Here is a 16,067-nt window from a genome sequence, read left to right on the forward strand (position 1 = left end):
TAATGGCTCCTATCTATGAGTTCTGTTATTTTCAAACTGTAATGAAATTTTACATCACATGCTTTCATGAGTAAAATGCATATAAAGAATAAGATGTATTCCGTTTATCTATGGAAGAAGGTGATAGGATGGATATTCGACATTTGCAGTATTTTTTGGAGGTCGCGCGCTTGCGCAGCTTTACGAAGGCGGCCCAGAGCCTGTTTATTACACAGCCGACGATCAGCAAAACGATTAAAAGTCTGGAGGATGAATTGGGTGTCGCTTTGTTTGACCGGATCGGCAAAAGAATCGAGCTGACGGACGCGGGCAAGGTAATTGAGCTTCAGGCGCAAGCGATTGTGAAGTCCTTCCAGAGCTTGTCTTCCGAGCTGAGTGATTTGATGAACCTGAAAAAAGGGCACATCCGTATCGGTCTGCCCCCATGGTCGGATCGAGCTTTTTTCCGCGTGTCATTGGGGAATTTCACAAGGCATATCCCGATGTGACCATTCAGCTATTTGAGGATGGGGCGAAAAAAGTAGAGCAGGACGTAGGCGCGGGTGCATTGGATATCGGCGTAATTGTGTTGCCGCCGAGTGGGGACATATTCGAGACGTTTCTGTTCGTGGAGGAAAAGCTGAATTTGCTGGTTCACCCTACGCATGTACTGGCAGAGCGTACAGAGGTACCGCTGGCAGCGCTGGCGGAGGAATCGTTTGTGCTATTCCGCGAGGATTTTACACTGCATGACCGTATTATTGCAGAGTGTGTCCGGGCTGGCTTCCAGCCGCGAGTCGTCTATGAAAGCTCACAATGGGATCTGATCAGCGAAATGGTTGCTGCGAACCTGGGGATAGCGCTGCTGCCGGAAGCGATTTGCCGTGACCTTGATTCCGAACGATTGCGTGTTATTCCACTCGTTGATCCCGTCATTCCCTGGCATCTAGGGATGATCTGGCGAAAGGATCGGTATCTGTCCTTTGCCGCCAGAGAATGGATTACGTTTACGCAGGAACTACTGCGGACGCAGTACGGAAGAAAGTAGTGTCCTACCGGAAAGTTAACGTGTACAGGTATGGGAATGGGATACGACGCTATGTACAAAAAAGCTGCCCTTACGGGCAGCGGTGTAGCTTTCTTCTATGAATGTGCCTGATTGCTACCATTTACCGCACGCTTGGTGTGGAGATACTTGTCCATAATTCGGTCAAGCCGAGAGGACTTGTCCAATACACGTTCATCCCTTAATCCATGTAAGGTTGCCATACGATTTAGTTCGCGGCGTTCTTTTTCCATGAGTTTTTCCAATTGTTCGAGGTTCAAAAAGCCCACCCCCCATGTAGATTGTAAGGCATGTCTCCTCTAGCGGCAGAAGGTATTTCTAATACGATTCTTATTTCCATTTTACCACTTTTTATTAACAATAATCCAGCTTTCCTGACATTTAGCGACTTATAATTATCGTTTTGCTATTACTACCCGATTGCGTCCTGAGTGTTTAGCTTCATAAAGAGCGTCGTCCACCTTCTCCAATAATTTATCCGCTGCAATGGTAGGAAAGCTGCCTGCTCCGATAGATACCGTCAGAGGAACGATGGTTCCGTCATTTAGTTGAAAGGGACCGTTTTCCACAGCCTTTCGAATCTTTTCGGCAAAGCTTGCTGCTTTCTGGCTGTCGCAATCTCCAATCAGAATGGCAAATTCTTCTCCACCTTTACGGGAGGGGTATGTCCTCCTTGTAGACTCCCGGTTTAACAAAATTCCCAATTGGTTTAAGACGGTGTCACCGTTTAAATGACCATACGTATCATTAATATTTTTAAAGTGGTCAATATCCAGCATCACGACCCCAAAAGGTTGCTTTGTAGCCTTGGAAGTATGAAAGACCTCTTCAAATAGCGCATCAAAAGCACGCGGACTGTATAATCCGGTTAAATGGTCCCGATTCGCAGCCTCTTCGAGTAGATGAATGGCCCGTTCTGTTTTTTTGATATGGGACACCATAAAATAAGTGAACAGGCCGCCAAGCAACTTAACGGTTGTGACTATTATAATAGTTTCATTATTAGGAGGATTAACCACATAGAAAGTAGATAACAGCGACACAACAGCAGCTCCAAGCACGGCTGACATCCATTTGCGGAGGGTTAGGCTTTTTTCTCGAATGAAGGTAAGTGAAATGCCCAGTGTCATGAAGCAATTGACAGTAGCAGTCAGAGAAACATCTGTCCAACCACCGGTGATGTAAATACGGTACAGGCTTATGATCAGGGTGGTCAACAGACCGGATATCGTTCCTCCCATATAAACAGATATGATAATAGCCAATTGGCGCAGATCGACCACAAAATGCCCGCGGACCCATACACCTGTCATCATCAACAGAATACCGAACATCCCCAGCATCAAACCGTTTAACACCCGATAAAGCCATACATGCTTTTCCATATAACGCTCGTATTTTCGGAAAAATAAGTTCCCAAAGAATAAGAAACTTGTTAATAACGCAAAATTGTTGATTAGTTCTTTTAACATATCCCTATCCCTTATGATTGTAATGTGAGTTGTAGTATCGTTAAGAAGTGAAAGCTAAAAGCCCTATTTCTATATTTCGGAAAAAAGAGGTCATGAGTGAATACCAGTTAGATGACAAACAATCCTTTTGCCTCTTACGTTTCGTCTGTCTACGTGGTACAGTGAAAGGACTATGACCGGAACGGGTGATCGTATGAAGGAACCAATTAACATATCGGTGCGACCCCTTGTGGAATATGTGCATCGGAGCGGCAGCATTCACGGTGGTTTCCGCACGAACAGCAGCATGCTGGAAGGAACACGCGTGCATCAGCTTATCCAAAAAAGCTATAAGGAGCATGACCGCAAAGAGGTACATCTGCGCACAGAAATTTTATATGAGGATGCCCTATTTATCGTTGAGGGCCGCTGTGATGGACTGATTGAGCTGGACGGCATATGGACGGTTGATGAAATCAAATCGGTCTCCATTCCTCTCGAAGATATTCCGGGGGATGGTCAACCTGTGCATTGGGCGCAAGCATTTCTGTACGCCTATATGATTGCCCGCGAAGAGCAGCGCAATTCCATGCAGGCCCAGCTTACTTATGTACAGGCACACAGCGGAGAAATTCAGCGATTCAGACGGGAGTTATCCTTTGCAGAGCTGGAGACCTTTGCGCTGAGGATGGTCGAGGGTTATGCGCCGTATGCTTTCCTGTTAAGAGCGCATGCGGAGAAACGGGATGCCAGTATTGTAACACTGGTCTTTCCCTTTGACACATATCGTTCAGGCCAGCGGCCTCTGGCGGGTTCGGTATACAAGACAATTGCAGAAGGTGTCAATCTGTTTGCGAAAGCGCCTACGGGTATCGGTAAAACGGTATCCACCCTGTTTCCTGCGATCAAGGCCATCGGTGAAGGGCTGGCTAGCCGTGTGTATTATGTGACTGCCCGCACCACGACCCGCGCAGCAGCAGAAGAAGCGTATGCCAAGATGCAGGCCCAAGGGCTGCATATGCATGTAGTAACCTTGACGGCGAAGGATAAAATCTGCTTCAAGGATGAAAATGATTGCGATGCCGGATCATGCAGCATGTGCGAGGGATATTACGACCGGATCAACGGTGCGGTGTCCGATATTTTGGCGAACGAGACGTTAATGACCCGAGCGGTGATCGAGTATTATGCACGTAAGCACAGGGTATGTCCCTTTGAATTTTCGCTGGATGTGGCGTATGCCTCGGATGGTATAATCAGTGATTATAATTATGTTTTTGATCCGCGTGTTTCCTTGAAAAGACTCTTGGAGGAGCACAAGCGAAAAGGTGTTGTGCTGGTGGATGAAGCGCATAATCTGGTGGAACGCGGCCGAGATATGTTTTCGGCGGAAATGTTGAAATCGTCTTTTTTGGAATTGAAAAAAGAGTTCAAGCTGCAAAGCCCGGAGATTGCCGGGGCGGCCAGTGCAGTTAACGCGCATATGATTGCGTTGCGCAAGCTGTACGCGGATACGGGAAAAGCAGTGAATACGGAGGCGCCGCATGAGGTGCTGGGGCTGCTGGCACCTTTTGTAGAGGCAGCCGAACGTGAGCTGTTAACTGGCGCCGGTAGTACGAGCAGCTCAGGAGCGGCCTATACATTGCTGTTGGATACGTATTTTGCCGCTCAAAATATGCTGCGGATTGCAGCTTTGTACGATGAACGCTACGTTACCTATATCGAGGCGGGACGCAGTGAAGTGCGGGTCAAGCTGTTCTGCCTGGATCCTTCGCATTTGCTGGGTCAGGCTGTGAAGGGCTATCGCTCGGCCATTTATTTTTCTGCGACGTTGACGCCGCTTGCGTATTACCGGGACATGCTGGGAGCGAGGGAAGAAGATTACACGTTGCAGGTTCCTTCCCCTTTTCATCAGGAGCAATGGGATGTACGCCTGCTGCCGCTCTCTATTCGTTATCGGGATCGTGAACGCTCGAAGGGGGCGATTGCAGATATGCTGGCGGGATTGGCTGAGGAGCGTAAAGGGAATATGCTCGTGTTTTTCCCTTCCTATCCGTATCTGCGAGAGGTATATGAGGAATTTACGGCCCGGGGCGTGTCTGCGGATACGCTGGTACAAAGTCCAGGCATGACCGAACCGGAGCGGGATCACTTTCTGGAGGCTTTTCAGCCGGGGCAAGAGCGTACCCTGCTTGGGTTTGCCGTACTGGGGGGCGTGTTTGCCGAAGGAGTTGATCTGCCGGGTGATCGCTTAAATGGGGTAGTGGTCGTCGGCGTTGGCTTGCCGCAAATTGGAGCAGAGCGGGATGTGCTGCGGGATTATTTTTCGGAGCAGGGACGGAATGGCTTCAACTATGCGTATGTATATCCGGGGATGAACAAGGTTCTTCAGGCAGGTGGCAGACTCATTCGCACAGAGCACGACGAAGGCTTGCTGGTCCTGGTAGATGATCGTTTTGCCAAGGAACCGTATGCATCTTTGCTGCCAGAAGAATGGAGAAGCTACCGTTTGACGGAACAAGCGGGATTAAGAAAGGAATGGATAGACTATGAATTTTAATTTTCATAATGACTCCATACGCGGGGTGCTGCGTAGCTTTGGACATGAGGATGCCGAAGTGGAAAATATAGAGACTTTTGTGACATTTGCGCGCTTGGCTAACGGTATTTTCAGAGAAATGGATACGGATCTAACCAAGTTGGGGGCTTCTCAGGGCCGGATCATCGTCCTTAGCCTGTTGCATTGCCATGCGCCGCATCGCATGACACCATCAGAGTTGGCGGAAAAAGCCGATGTCACGCGTGGAACCATGACCGGGCTGATCGACGGGTTAGAGCGAGAAGGCATGATTGAACGTGTGGCTCACGAGAGTGACGGACGGATGGTGACCGTGGGATTAAAGGAGGCAGGAGGAGAACTGTTAAGCAAGATAGTCCCTTATTACACGAAGCTGATCCGATCGTGTATGTCTGAGTTTACGGCACAAGATCATAAGATGATGAAGGGTTTGTTGGGGAAAATGAAAAGCGGTTTTGAGCATTCCTTGCCGAAAAGCTGAGTTCCTGATCTTAGGGATAAGGTATAGGGGGAGAACATGTTTTTTTATACAGATGAGGTCTATGAAGCCCGTGATTTTGGTTCGATGGATGCCCGGGAAGGTGAGTGGAGAAATTGTGAGTTTATCCGCTGTCGCTTTCGGGGTGTGGAGATGAATGAATCTCTTATTGAAGACTGTACTTTTGTAGATTGTGATTTTACGGGGGCCACGCTGAATGCATCACATTACAAGGAGTCTGCTTTTACCAATTGCCTGTTTACCAGCGCAAATCTGTTTGTGGCCCGGTTCGATAACTGCAAGCTGGTAGGCTCAGATTTCGCAGGGGCGAATATGGATGGTATCACGATTACAGGCGGAGATTGGTCTTATACGAACTTGCGTCATGCAGATTTAAGAAAACAGGATTTGCGAAAAATACGATTCAAGGAAGCTGACTTATCCGAATGTAATCTGGAAAGGACAGATTTGCGGGAAGCGGATCTTACCCGGGTAAGGCTGCACCGGGCGCAGCTTCAAGGAACGGATCTGCGTGGTGCGAAGATGGATGGCGTGAATTTCAAAGATTTGAATATCACCGGAGCCAGGCTCGACATCCAGCAGGCGGTAGCCGTGGCCCGATCCTATGGAGCCAAGGTGGAAGAGTAAAAAGCACGGAGATTCGCAGGAGCTGGCGGCTTGCCCCGGGATATCCCCATGCTGGTTTAGGTTGAAAGTGATGTAGCTGTCGGGACTAGGATTTGGGTTCCTGATCTTTATCGGAAGCGGGCAGCAGTGGGATCGCTGCTTCCAGGTTCCGGCCGGGCAACAGTTCAATTCCCGCAGGGTCCAAAGGCTGCTGCGGTACGGTCCAATTGCGGGCAATATCCGCCGAAGCCTGCTGCTCCAGCAAACGCTTGGCTACTTCATAGCACTGTTCGACATGTCGATTGCCAATGGTGCGCATCGCGGTAAAGCCAATCGCGGCAGCCAGTCCTTGCCCCAGTAAGGGTACAAATTTGCTAACCTGCTTGGTGGCGATGCGAACGCCCATCTTTTGCAAAATTTGCACGATCACCTCGCGGGTAATGATTCGACCGATCAGCTTGCTACCGATCGAGGTGATAAAGCCATACACCATGGATTTTGTTTCCGCATCCAGACCGTTTAACTGTTTTTCGGATAATCCGAATTTCCCGTTAATGGCAGGCAGCAACTGCATCAGAATGCCAACATCGGCCAGAACGTCAGCCCCTGGAACTGGAACCAATACTGCTCCGCCCGAAGCCGCAGCCCTTTTCGTCACCATGGATCTGCACTCCTTGCGAATTTGCTCCAACTCTTCTATTGTTCGGGCTGTCATATGCATCTCTCCTTAGTACGCTTCCGAATAAACTCATGCTTCTACTCTGTTATTACACACATTTGTACCTTTCTTATGCACGAAGTAAAAAAAAATCCCTGCTCCAGCGGCAGAACCTGAGGATCAGGACCGGGACCGGACAGGGAAATGGGTGCTTTATATGTTGAACTGACCCGAGAGGGGAAGGATTGTATGGTGGGGACCAAGGGGGCATTAGTTTCTCTTCTTTCTTTGCTGGGCAAGGACTACATAATGATCCAGACGCTGACTTAGCTCTACTATGGAGGGGTCGGTAAAGGCGGCATGTTGTGCCTTTGTAATAAGCTCTCTGCGCAATTCTTCAATGATGGCAAGCAAACCATCCCCGGATGCATTCAGATTGGATACCATAGGCTGCACCTACTTCCCTGCTGCTCGTAAGAGTATAAAAGCAATTGCATAAAAATTGAATTATACATTAATGGTAAATATAGGGCTTTTTTTCTTGATGTAAAGTAGTATAGCACATTTACTCCCGTGAAGCGATCAGTCATAATGAAAGATGATTGCCGATGAGAACATGCCTGTTACGCGGGGATAGAGGAAGGAAGAGACAGATGAGTCAGACAAACGTTTATTTTAATCATGATGGTGGAGTGGATGATCTGGTATCCCTGTTTATGCTGCTTCAGATGGAGCAAGTTCATTTGACCGGAGTATCGGTTATTCCAGCAGATGGTTACCTGGAGCCTGCGACGGATGCCAGTCGTAAAATTATTGATCGTTTTGGTAAAAATAAAGGATCTGTGGAAGTCGCGAAGTCTAATTCACGCGGTAAAAATCCATTTCCTGCTGCTTGGCGTTTACATTCCTTCTATGTAGATGCACTACCTGTACTGAATGAATCGGGACAAATGGAAGCGCCGCTTTCCGCTCTGCCGGCTCATCAGCATCTGATCGAAAAGGTACGTGGAGCCGAAGGCAAAACACTGCTCCTTTTCACTGGACCACTGACCGATCTGGCACGCGCGCTGGATGAGGCACCGGATATTGAAGAGAAAATCGACAAGCTGGTATGGATGGGCGGCACCTTTGAAAAAGGTAATGTAGAGGAGCCTGAGCACGATGGCACAGCAGAATGGAATGTGTTCTGGGACCCCGAAGCGGCATATCGTGTATGGCAAAGCGGCATTACCATTGATCTGGTAGCGCTGGAAAGCACGAGCAAAGTGCCATTAACGCCAGCCGTACGCAAACGTTGGGCTGCTGAGCGCCGATATGAGGGCGTGGATTTCCTGGGCAACTGCTACGCAGGGTGTCCGCCGCTCGTCTATAGCGAGACGAACTCGACCTACTACCTGTGGGATGTGCTGACCACCGCATCAGTGGGACGTCCGGATATTGTAAAGAAAAAGACAGTACATTGCAGCGTCATCGCAGACGGCCCGAGTCAGGGCAGAACCGTGGAACAGGCGGAAGGCCGCCCTGTCAATCTGGTATATGACACAGACCCGGAAGCCTTTTTTACGTACATGTCGGATTTGGCCAAGCTGGCTGCTCCCAAGCGTTATTAGGCTCAGCCCTGCACATATACGTAAGTTTAGAGTGACATTACTACCCATTAGCAAACATCCATGACATGAAAACCCGTGACGATATCCGTCACGGGTTTTTGTGCCCTTTTAGGCCATGTATGAGTAGAATCCAGCCTCTGCTTTAAGCAAATTCCTGATATGTTTTCAATGTCAGGTGTAGTGTAATCTCAGTTCCGCTACCGGGCTTTCTACTCCAATTTACCTATTCGCTTGCGCAAACCTTCATTAAATAGGTCTGATACGGTCGTTTCTTCGAGAGTATTTGGCTAATTATTACGCATTTATGAAGTGAAATAATTATTTTCATTCATTTTCATAAATCCATATGTACTCTCACGATATGAAAATAGTGTAATAAAATAGGGGAATAGAACCAGTAATATCATGTAAATATTCTATATAATAGGTTCAGAGGTGGAATTATGAATAGACTTGAAGCCCTAGAACACTTCCATAAGACCTATGCGAAAGATGTGCTGAGCCAGAAATTACACCAAGTAGCGTCTTTGTATGAGCAAAGAAAACAAGAGTTAATGTTATCCTTCATTCAATCCTTTCAGCGGACTTGCCTGCAAGCCAGTCATATAGACGCGGCAAAAGCAAGGATCGGATACATTACCTATTCAATGAGGCGTACATACCTGGTGGATCGCAACTATAACTATGTCATCGAAGCCTACGATAAAAGCTGGTTCTTCGATCCCCAGCCATGTCAGGGATTCTATGATGCAGGATGGGCCTTTAGCTTTCTGGGAGAACTGGAGGATGAATTGAACCAACTTCGAAAACCCTATATGAATAAAATTATTGAGCCTGATGTCGAGCGTTTCGTACTTCAAGCTGCGGAACAATTCCATGCTTACATTGTGAAGCTGGCTAAGGATGCTATTCCACAGGCTATACAACTACCGGAATTCCAGGCGCTGAACTACGAGGACGATTTGGAAGTAAGAATAGGAGAATATAAAGGAATCAGTGAGGCGGTGTATTCAGCAGCGTATGGAATATTACATGATTCAACAAGATGATCGTATTACAGATTATATGTATCCGGTAGAGATAGATCGCAAGCAGCTATGGGAATGGGCGGAAAGCTTATCCGTCGCTGATGAAGAGTCTATTTTGCAATTTTATGTTTCTGGTGATGCAGACTATATCGATTTTATTGAGCATCCGGTATCCATAGTTTCAGAGCAGTTAAAGGAAATCTTTGATATATATCAAGCCGGATTAAGCTGGAAGTTGGTTGTTTTTGCCGATATGCAGCGAATGCAGCAAACGAGGTATTGGCTGGCTAATCCGCCTAGCCTTAAGTGTTTATCACCACTTAGTGAATATCATAGGGACGGTACACTGAGGAAAATCATTTTAGATGAATATGCAGTGGAGAAACATAAGATATTCAGGATTCAGAATGCCAATCATCATATCATTGTGGATCTTGATGTGGCTGAATGTATTTTAAAGTTCAACTTGGCAGGCTTGAAATTACAAAAGGTCGATACAGAGGGGCCATCTATACAAAGGAGAGTCCAAGAATGAGTGAGAGCTATGTAGTGGATGGAGCACAGATACAGTGTAACTATGGAAGTCATACAGGAAGGTTTAGTGTTTCAGCTAACAGGGGCGTTAGTATTGGTGATAAATTGCAGGGGAATATTCAAGATTTTCACCCACAGACCATATCCCTTCATTCGGAATGTGCCGCAGTATGCATAATCCTGCAGTTTCTTCTGCTAACAAAGGTAATTCCGGAAAAATCATTCCGCAGCCCTGCAAACCGAGCGTTTCTATGCCTTGGTTGAATGGAAAGAAGGATGTATACGTAGATCAATCTCCGGCTCTTATGAGCTGCTCCACAAATTTATGCATGTGGTGTGGAAAAATTTCATTCACGAGGACAAGCGCAGGATTTTGGTGGGAGCAGCATAATATGAATGCTCTGTGTGACAAAGGTGCAACTGTAAGGCAAATTACTAAAAAAGTTAATGGCGGGTACAATGGATTAAAAGATAGAGAAATGTATTACAAGAAATGCGAGAATATTTTCTAATAAATTTTGAGGATTTATTCTTAACGTTGTGAGATGAGGAAAAGCTCTTGATTAGAATTCATTATAAGAAAATAGCATTTATTATACTTGTGTTAATGATAATGGCTTCGTGCGGTAAAGTTCCAAAAGATGTAAGTTCAATTCACGTTGAAAACAATAAAGGTAATGATGCTTATAATCAGCAAAATTATGAGCTTATTCAAGCGAAATATTCGGAAAATGGGATCATTATTAAATATCCTCAAATTACAAAACTCAAGGATGCTGTAAAGCAAAAATCTTTAAACCAGATTCTTAAGACCGAAGCTGTAAAAGGATTACATGAATATGCCGATTCTGATACTGAAGTTCATGTAGAGATTGATTATGAAATTAAACGGCAAAGTGAACGGTTCTTGAGTATTCAATATACGGGTATTCGTTATGTGAAAGATGCGGCCTATCCTAATCATATTTTTTATACGACCAACTTGGATATGAAGCAGGCTTTAAGATTAAGATTGAGTGATCTGTGAAGATCGAGAAACCTTTTATAGAGCTTTTAAAAAATGGGAAAATTACAGCTGTACAACCGGAGCAAAAAGGCTTAATCGGTGATTTTACTCAAAATGAGTTAAATCAATGGTTAACAAGCGCAGATGTACCGGAAGGTTCAGTCGAGGAGTCAGAATTAGATACGTTTAGTTATCTTACAAGTGATTCATTGGGAGTGAGTATACCCGTGGCTCATGCAGTAGGGGACCATGCAGAGTATGAGATTCGTTTTGCGCAAATTCCAGATGGCATTAAGCAAAATAAGGAATTATGGCAAGAACTAAACCCTGTTGTTGATCAGTCCGCTACCGTTGTTAACGGGGGGGAATTGGATACCGACCAATTTAACATTGATGAGCAGCAGTCCTTTGAAACCAGTTTTGAAGGATGGGGGCATGTCAAGTTTGTTTCGACTGTTGGAATGATCGAGGAAGCCCGAGGGAATTATTTCTTTTTGTTAGATGAGCAAGGTTATATTCTATACTCGTTCCCTGAATTTTATGGAAATAACTGGTCTGGAGAGGATGGGCTAGCAGCAGTAGCTTTTAAGGACGTGAATAAAGATGGACTAAAAGACGTCATTATTATCGCTTACGTCGACGCAGGAGCAGGGCCAAGTCTAATTGAGCCTTTCCCTATAGCAGGCATATATTTTCAGAAGAAAAATAAAACCTTTACCACGCTCCCTACACTGGATCAGGCTCTCAACGATCAGGCACATAATCAAACCGTTAAAGATGTCATTCAATATGTAAGTAAACAACGGATAAACATAAACTAGCTGACAAAAGGAGCAGAAACATGGGATATCCAATCATAAAGTATAACGGAACTGTTCTATCTCTTAAAAATCCGAAAGTTAAAGTTGTGCAAAAAATGAATGAGCATGTAAAAGTCTTTTTGACGGGTGTGTTAACTGGCACTCAAATGGAAGAGTACACGGATCATATGGAGGCAGGAGCTAAGTTAGTTGTTTCTTACCTGAATGATGATCAGAAACAGATTGTGTTGTTCCGAGGATTAGTCACACAGTTCAGAATCAAGTTGGTGTCCAATGTAGCCTATTTGGTCGCCGAAGCCCTATCCTATACTAGCCAGCTGGATGAAGTGCCTCATAGACAATCCTTTCAAAATGTAAAAATGAAGCTACAGGCTTTGCTTGAACATGTCCTCAAATCATATCCTAAAGCCAATTGTACCAGTCGCTTAAAGGATCAGCTTTTACAGGAATTTACGATGCAATTCGATGAGACGGACTGGTCGTTTCTGAAACGTATAGCGTCTCGGCTTGGTTGGGGACTGATACCTGATTCGATAGGAGAGAACCCTCAGTTTTATTTTGGATTACCTGATGGTGTCCATAAAGGTGAGCTGAAACAGTATAACTACTCCATGATCAGAAAAACCAAACCAGGGGCAAGCAAAGACGACAATCTTTTGTATTATAAAGTGCAAACGACGGGGCCGAAAGATGTCCTGCTACAAATTGGGGCTGAGGTTAAATTCAAAGGGAAAGCTTTATACGTCTTGCAGTCTGTTGCGTTTATACGACACAATTCCTTATGGCATGAATATGTGCTAACCACCTCTGATGGAATGAAGCAGGAACTGATTGTAAACGAGAACATTCGTGGCATATCATTGAAGTCGAAGGTGATTGGAATTGAAGAGGATCATGTGAAGGTGTTTTTTTATGAAATGGATAAGGTCAAGCCGAACGTTAAGGAAACCTGTGCTTTTCCACATGCTACATTTTATACATCGGAAGGAAATACGGGGTGGTACTGCATGCCGGAGCTTTTCGATTTTGTAGATATCTACTTTCCGACCCATAACGAAAAAGACGCTATTGTAACCCACTCGATCCGAAAGAGATCTAAAGGGGGAGACTTTATTAAGGACCCGTCAACGAAAATATTTATGACCAAGTACCGCAAAGCTATTATATTTGAGAAAAATGAAATTTTAATCACGGGGAATGACGATGAAGTGGTGATTCGACTGCTGGATGACCATGGAATCGAACTGCGGAGTAAAAAGGACATCCGTGTTAAGGCTGACGGCAACTTAGTATTCAATGCGGGTAACACAATACAAGTCACAGCGAAGGATGTCAGCTACATAACATAAAAAAAACCGTACAATCGCTAGGGGACTCCCGCGGGGTACGGTTAAATGCGTTTAAATAAAAACTACATATATAGTAGAAGAAAAAAATATTCTCCCAGAGTGGTGACGATAACGCCTTTGTAGTCTGCTTTAATTTTCCTGCGGGGAATATAGTATCGTTCGGAAGCTTAAGGGTTAGACGAAAAAAGTGTAAAAATGTTGAAAAGCTACAAAGTTCGACATATTGTTCGCTTTTTCGCATCATATGTTATTGCATTAGGGATTTTGTTTGCTATTTATCATATATTTATGTATAATCTATCGTGTTGAAAGGTTGATTGTACGTAATATGCTGATGAGGGTGGGTTCATGACGCTGCTCGACAGTAATGAAAGCAAGAAGCGGATGTGCCAGATTTACAACGAAATTTCAAAGGAACTGTTCGGCTTCGGGACCACGCTACTGCGGGCCACCGTTGAGAACAACATTGTTACCTTTGTGGCGAAGCACCGGCGTTCTCCACGCTCGGCGGCATTGGAAGTGGAAGCCCCCGGCTTGAAGCTGGAAGTGGATTTCCGAATGTCCATGCTGTATAAGAAGAGACTTCGCGAGAAGCTGATTGAGGATATGGGGCTCGATATTGAAGCTCTGCTGCGCGACTATGATTCAGCAACGCAGTGGGCAATCACGAACATCATACTGAAGGAATCCTAATACAATTGGATATTCGGCTTTTCGCTTCGGATCTATCTGAGGGGAGAACCTGTTATAACGCGCAGCGGGATCAACTTATTCTTTGTTTACGAAGAAAAGTATTCTTGTTTTACAAGAGTACTTTTCTTTTTTGTGTTATCAGGTTCGCAGAATGAATAAATAGGGGGAGTTTCAAATGAAAAAATGGTTTAAAGGGTTCATGGCTTTGACCTTGGCATCTGTTGTGCTTGCAGGTTGTGGCAGCAATGCTACCGGAGGTCAGGAAGATGGAAAAAGCAACTCGGCTGATGGCAAGAAGAAGCTAATCATTTCCACATGGGGCTTCTCCGAAGACTTCTTTAACAAAGAAGTGTACGAGCCTTTTGAGAAGGAACACAACGTTGATATTGTAGTGGAGATTGGGAATAACGCAGAACGGTTGAACAAAATTAGTCAAGGAAGCACAGACGTCGATCTGATTTATCTGTCTGATTATTATGCCCAACAGGGGATTCAACAGGGTTTGTTTGAAAAGCTGGATCGCAGCAAGGTGCCGAACCTGAATCAAATTTATGATATTGCCAAAGCGCCGCTGGGTGAGGAATATGGCCCTGCTTATACGATTGGGCGCCTCGGTATTGCTTACAACCCGGAGCTGGTTAAAAAGAATGTGACTTCTTGGGCTGATCTGTGGGGCAGTGAGTTCAAAGGAAACGTGACTCTGCCGAACATTACGGCTACGGCTGGACCGATGGTTGTTGATGCGGCCTCCAAGGTAGCGGGTAGTAAGGAATTTAATGAGGATCAGGCATTCGGGAAACTGAAAGAGCTGAGTCCGAATATCGTTAAGTTTTATAGCAAAACCTCCGAGTTCGTCAACATGTTCAGTCAGCAGGAAATCGCGGGCGGACCGATTATGGAGATGTATTTCAAAGATTTGCAAGCAGCTGTGCCTGGAGCCAAATTTGTAGCGCCGAGTGAAGGGGCTTATGCAGTAATGAACACGATCAACGTGGTTAAAGGCTCCGACCAAAAAGAACTGGCTGAGGAATTTATCAACTGGCAGCTGAGCAAGGAAGTTCAAGAGAAGTCTGCCAAGGCAAAGGTTGATTCTCCGGTGAATACGCAGGTGGTGCTGTCCGGTGCGGACACAGAAGGAATTACGTATGGTGCAGATGTGGTAAACAAGCTGACCAAGCTGGATATGAAATTCGTCAATGACCATATCAAGGAATGGACGGACCGCTGGAACCGGGAAGTTGCCCAATAATGAAAAAAGTCATATTAGATGTAGATACAGGTATTGATGATGCGTTGGGTATTTTATTAGCGGCCAAAAGCGGCCAGTTGGATGTTACAGCTATTACTACCGTGTGCGGTAATGTATCGCTTAAACAGGCAACATTGAACACATGCAAAATCCTCGACCTTTTGGATAGACCGGATATTCCGGTCTATCAGGGGGCCGATGCTCCCTTGATCCGTAAAGGATTGCATGAGCATCGTATTCATGGAGAAGACGGCATCGGCGGCGCATTGAGTGGGGTTGTCCCTGCTATTTCTGCGTCCGAAGGCTTTGCGCCGGACATCATCATTGATACAGTCATGGCTCATCCGGGAGAACTGACGCTGGTTTGCACCGGGCCGCTCACGAATCTGGCGTTGGCGCTTCTGAAATGTCCGGAGTTGACGCAATACGTCAATGAGGTCATTTTTATGGGCGGTGTTATTCACGAGTGCGGCAATATTACGCCTGTAGCGGAATATAACATGTATGCTGACCCGGAAGCGGCGCGGATCGTATTTCATGCCGGATTTGGGCGCTTGATACAGGTGGGACTGGATGTAACACGGAAGGCACTGCTGACAGCGGACCATATTGCCCGTCTCACCGATCCGGCGATTCGCGGCTATGTGGCTGATAGCACCGCCATCTATACCAAGCGCTATGAGGAACGCAACGGGGTAAAAGCGTGTGCGCTTCATGATCCGCTTGCTGTAGGCGTTGCTCTGAATTCGAGTCTGGTAGAAACTTCGCCCATGTATGTCGATGTGGAAACCTCCAGTCGGATATGTGACGGACAAACGGTGGGCGATGTGCAGAATCGTCTCAATCATAGTCCAAACATGAACGTGTGTGAACAGGTGGACAGCGAGGCATTTCTGGAGCTATTTATTCAGGTGCTGAACAAGGAATAACATTTTGATAA

General features: G+C 45.8%; 17 protein-coding genes and 1 pseudogene. 14 read left to right on the plus strand and 4 right to left on the minus strand.

What is annotated here, in order from left to right; genetic code table 11:
- Positions 1-128: 128 nt before the first annotated feature.
- Positions 129-1,027, plus strand: a pseudogene (gene cidR / locus ASL14_RS14040) (cidABC operon transcriptional activator CidR).
- A gap of 95 nt (positions 1,028-1,122) precedes the next feature.
- Here cidR and ASL14_RS14045 read toward each other — a convergent pair.
- Complete coding sequence (locus ASL14_RS14045; RefSeq protein WP_134912041.1) at positions 1,123-1,305, minus strand: aspartyl-phosphate phosphatase Spo0E family protein; 183 nt, start codon at positions 1,303-1,305, stop codon at positions 1,123-1,125.
- Positions 1,306-1,440: 135 nt separating this feature from the next.
- Positions 1,441-2,430: a diguanylate cyclase gene (locus tag ASL14_RS14050; RefSeq protein ID WP_223263990.1), complete on the minus strand. Its 990-nt coding sequence runs from the start codon at positions 2,428-2,430 to the stop codon at positions 1,441-1,443.
- Between the two features lie 259 nt (positions 2,431-2,689).
- Between ASL14_RS14050 and ASL14_RS14055 the strand changes: the two genes are divergently transcribed.
- From ASL14_RS14055 to ASL14_RS14065, 3 genes are read left to right on the plus strand one after another with little or no spacing between them, the layout of a single operon-like run.
- Positions 2,690-5,056, plus strand: a complete 2,367-nt coding sequence (locus ASL14_RS14055) for an ATP-dependent DNA helicase (protein ID WP_134912043.1) — start codon at positions 2,690-2,692, stop codon at positions 5,054-5,056.
- Positions 5,046-5,555 carry a MarR family winged helix-turn-helix transcriptional regulator gene (locus ASL14_RS14060; RefSeq protein ID WP_134912044.1) on the plus strand — a complete coding sequence of 170 codons (510 nt, stop codon included), beginning with the start codon at positions 5,046-5,048 and terminating at the stop codon, positions 5,553-5,555. Before ASL14_RS14055 ends, ASL14_RS14060 begins: the two co-directional genes overlap by 11 nt.
- A 36-nt stretch (positions 5,556-5,591) precedes the next feature.
- Positions 5,592-6,200 (plus strand): pentapeptide repeat-containing protein, encoded by a 609-nt coding sequence (locus tag ASL14_RS14065; RefSeq protein ID WP_134912045.1) that lies wholly within the window; start codon positions 5,592-5,594, stop codon positions 6,198-6,200.
- 85 nt (positions 6,201-6,285) lie between these two features.
- On the opposite strand, the gene ASL14_RS14070 is transcribed toward ASL14_RS14065, so the two are convergent.
- Both ASL14_RS14070 and ASL14_RS14075 read right to left on the minus strand, forming a co-directional pair.
- The gene (locus tag ASL14_RS14070) at positions 6,286-6,894 is read right to left on the minus strand and encodes a hypothetical protein (RefSeq protein ID WP_134912046.1); all 609 of its coding nucleotides are present in this window, start codon (positions 6,892-6,894) and stop codon (positions 6,286-6,288) included.
- Positions 6,895-7,107: 213 nt separating this feature from the next.
- Entirely contained in the window at positions 7,108-7,284 is a 177-nt protein-coding gene (locus ASL14_RS14075) for an aspartyl-phosphate phosphatase Spo0E family protein (protein WP_134914548.1), read from the minus strand.
- A gap of 206 nt (positions 7,285-7,490) precedes the next feature.
- Between ASL14_RS14075 and ASL14_RS14080 the strand changes: the two genes are divergently transcribed.
- The 10 genes from ASL14_RS14080 to ASL14_RS14120 all read left to right on the plus strand — a co-directional run bounded on the left by ASL14_RS14080 (position 7,491) and on the right by ASL14_RS14120 (position 16,056).
- Positions 7,491-8,447, plus strand: coding sequence for a nucleoside hydrolase (locus ASL14_RS14080; protein WP_134912047.1), 957 nt, complete (start codon positions 7,491-7,493; stop codon positions 8,445-8,447).
- A 443-nt stretch (positions 8,448-8,890) separates the two neighbouring features.
- Positions 8,891-9,496, plus strand: a complete 606-nt coding sequence (locus ASL14_RS14085) for a hypothetical protein (protein WP_134912048.1) — start codon at positions 8,891-8,893, stop codon at positions 9,494-9,496.
- Positions 9,480-10,010 carry a hypothetical protein gene (locus ASL14_RS14090; RefSeq protein ID WP_134912049.1) on the plus strand — a complete coding sequence of 177 codons (531 nt, stop codon included), beginning with the start codon at positions 9,480-9,482 and terminating at the stop codon, positions 10,008-10,010. The genes ASL14_RS14085 and ASL14_RS14090 overlap by 17 nt, the downstream gene beginning before the upstream one ends.
- 169 nt (positions 10,011-10,179) lie before the next feature.
- Positions 10,180-10,521 carry a PAAR-like protein gene (locus ASL14_RS28105; RefSeq protein WP_237171575.1) on the plus strand — a complete coding sequence of 114 codons (342 nt, stop codon included), beginning with the start codon at positions 10,180-10,182 and terminating at the stop codon, positions 10,519-10,521.
- Between the two features lie 47 nt (positions 10,522-10,568).
- Complete coding sequence (locus tag ASL14_RS28110; RefSeq protein WP_223263991.1) at positions 10,569-11,036, plus strand: DUF4163 domain-containing protein; 468 nt, start codon at positions 10,569-10,571, stop codon at positions 11,034-11,036.
- Entirely contained in the window at positions 11,033-11,836 is an 804-nt protein-coding gene (locus ASL14_RS14100; protein ID WP_223263992.1) for a hypothetical protein, read from the plus strand. The genes ASL14_RS28110 and ASL14_RS14100 overlap by 4 nt, the downstream gene beginning before the upstream one ends.
- 20 nt (positions 11,837-11,856) lie before the next feature.
- On the plus strand, positions 11,857-13,185 hold the full coding sequence (locus ASL14_RS14105; RefSeq protein ID WP_223263993.1) for a phage late control D family protein: 1,329 nt from the start codon (positions 11,857-11,859) through the stop codon (positions 13,183-13,185).
- A gap of 348 nt (positions 13,186-13,533) precedes the next feature.
- Positions 13,534-13,878 (plus strand): hypothetical protein, encoded by a 345-nt coding sequence (locus ASL14_RS14110; RefSeq protein WP_014278613.1) that lies wholly within the window; start codon positions 13,534-13,536, stop codon positions 13,876-13,878.
- A gap of 175 nt (positions 13,879-14,053) precedes the next feature.
- On the plus strand, positions 14,054-15,127 hold the full coding sequence (locus ASL14_RS14115) for an ABC transporter substrate-binding protein (protein ID WP_134912050.1): 1,074 nt from the start codon (positions 14,054-14,056) through the stop codon (positions 15,125-15,127).
- Positions 15,127-16,056 carry a nucleoside hydrolase gene (locus ASL14_RS14120; RefSeq protein WP_134912051.1) on the plus strand — a complete coding sequence of 310 codons (930 nt, stop codon included), beginning with the start codon at positions 15,127-15,129 and terminating at the stop codon, positions 16,054-16,056. Before ASL14_RS14115 ends, ASL14_RS14120 begins: the two co-directional genes overlap by 1 nt.
- Positions 16,057-16,067: the final 11 nt, after the last annotated feature.

The organism is Paenibacillus sp. IHB B 3084 (assembly GCF_001447315.1).
Taxonomy (GTDB): Bacteria; Bacillota; Bacilli; order Paenibacillales; family Paenibacillaceae; genus Paenibacillus.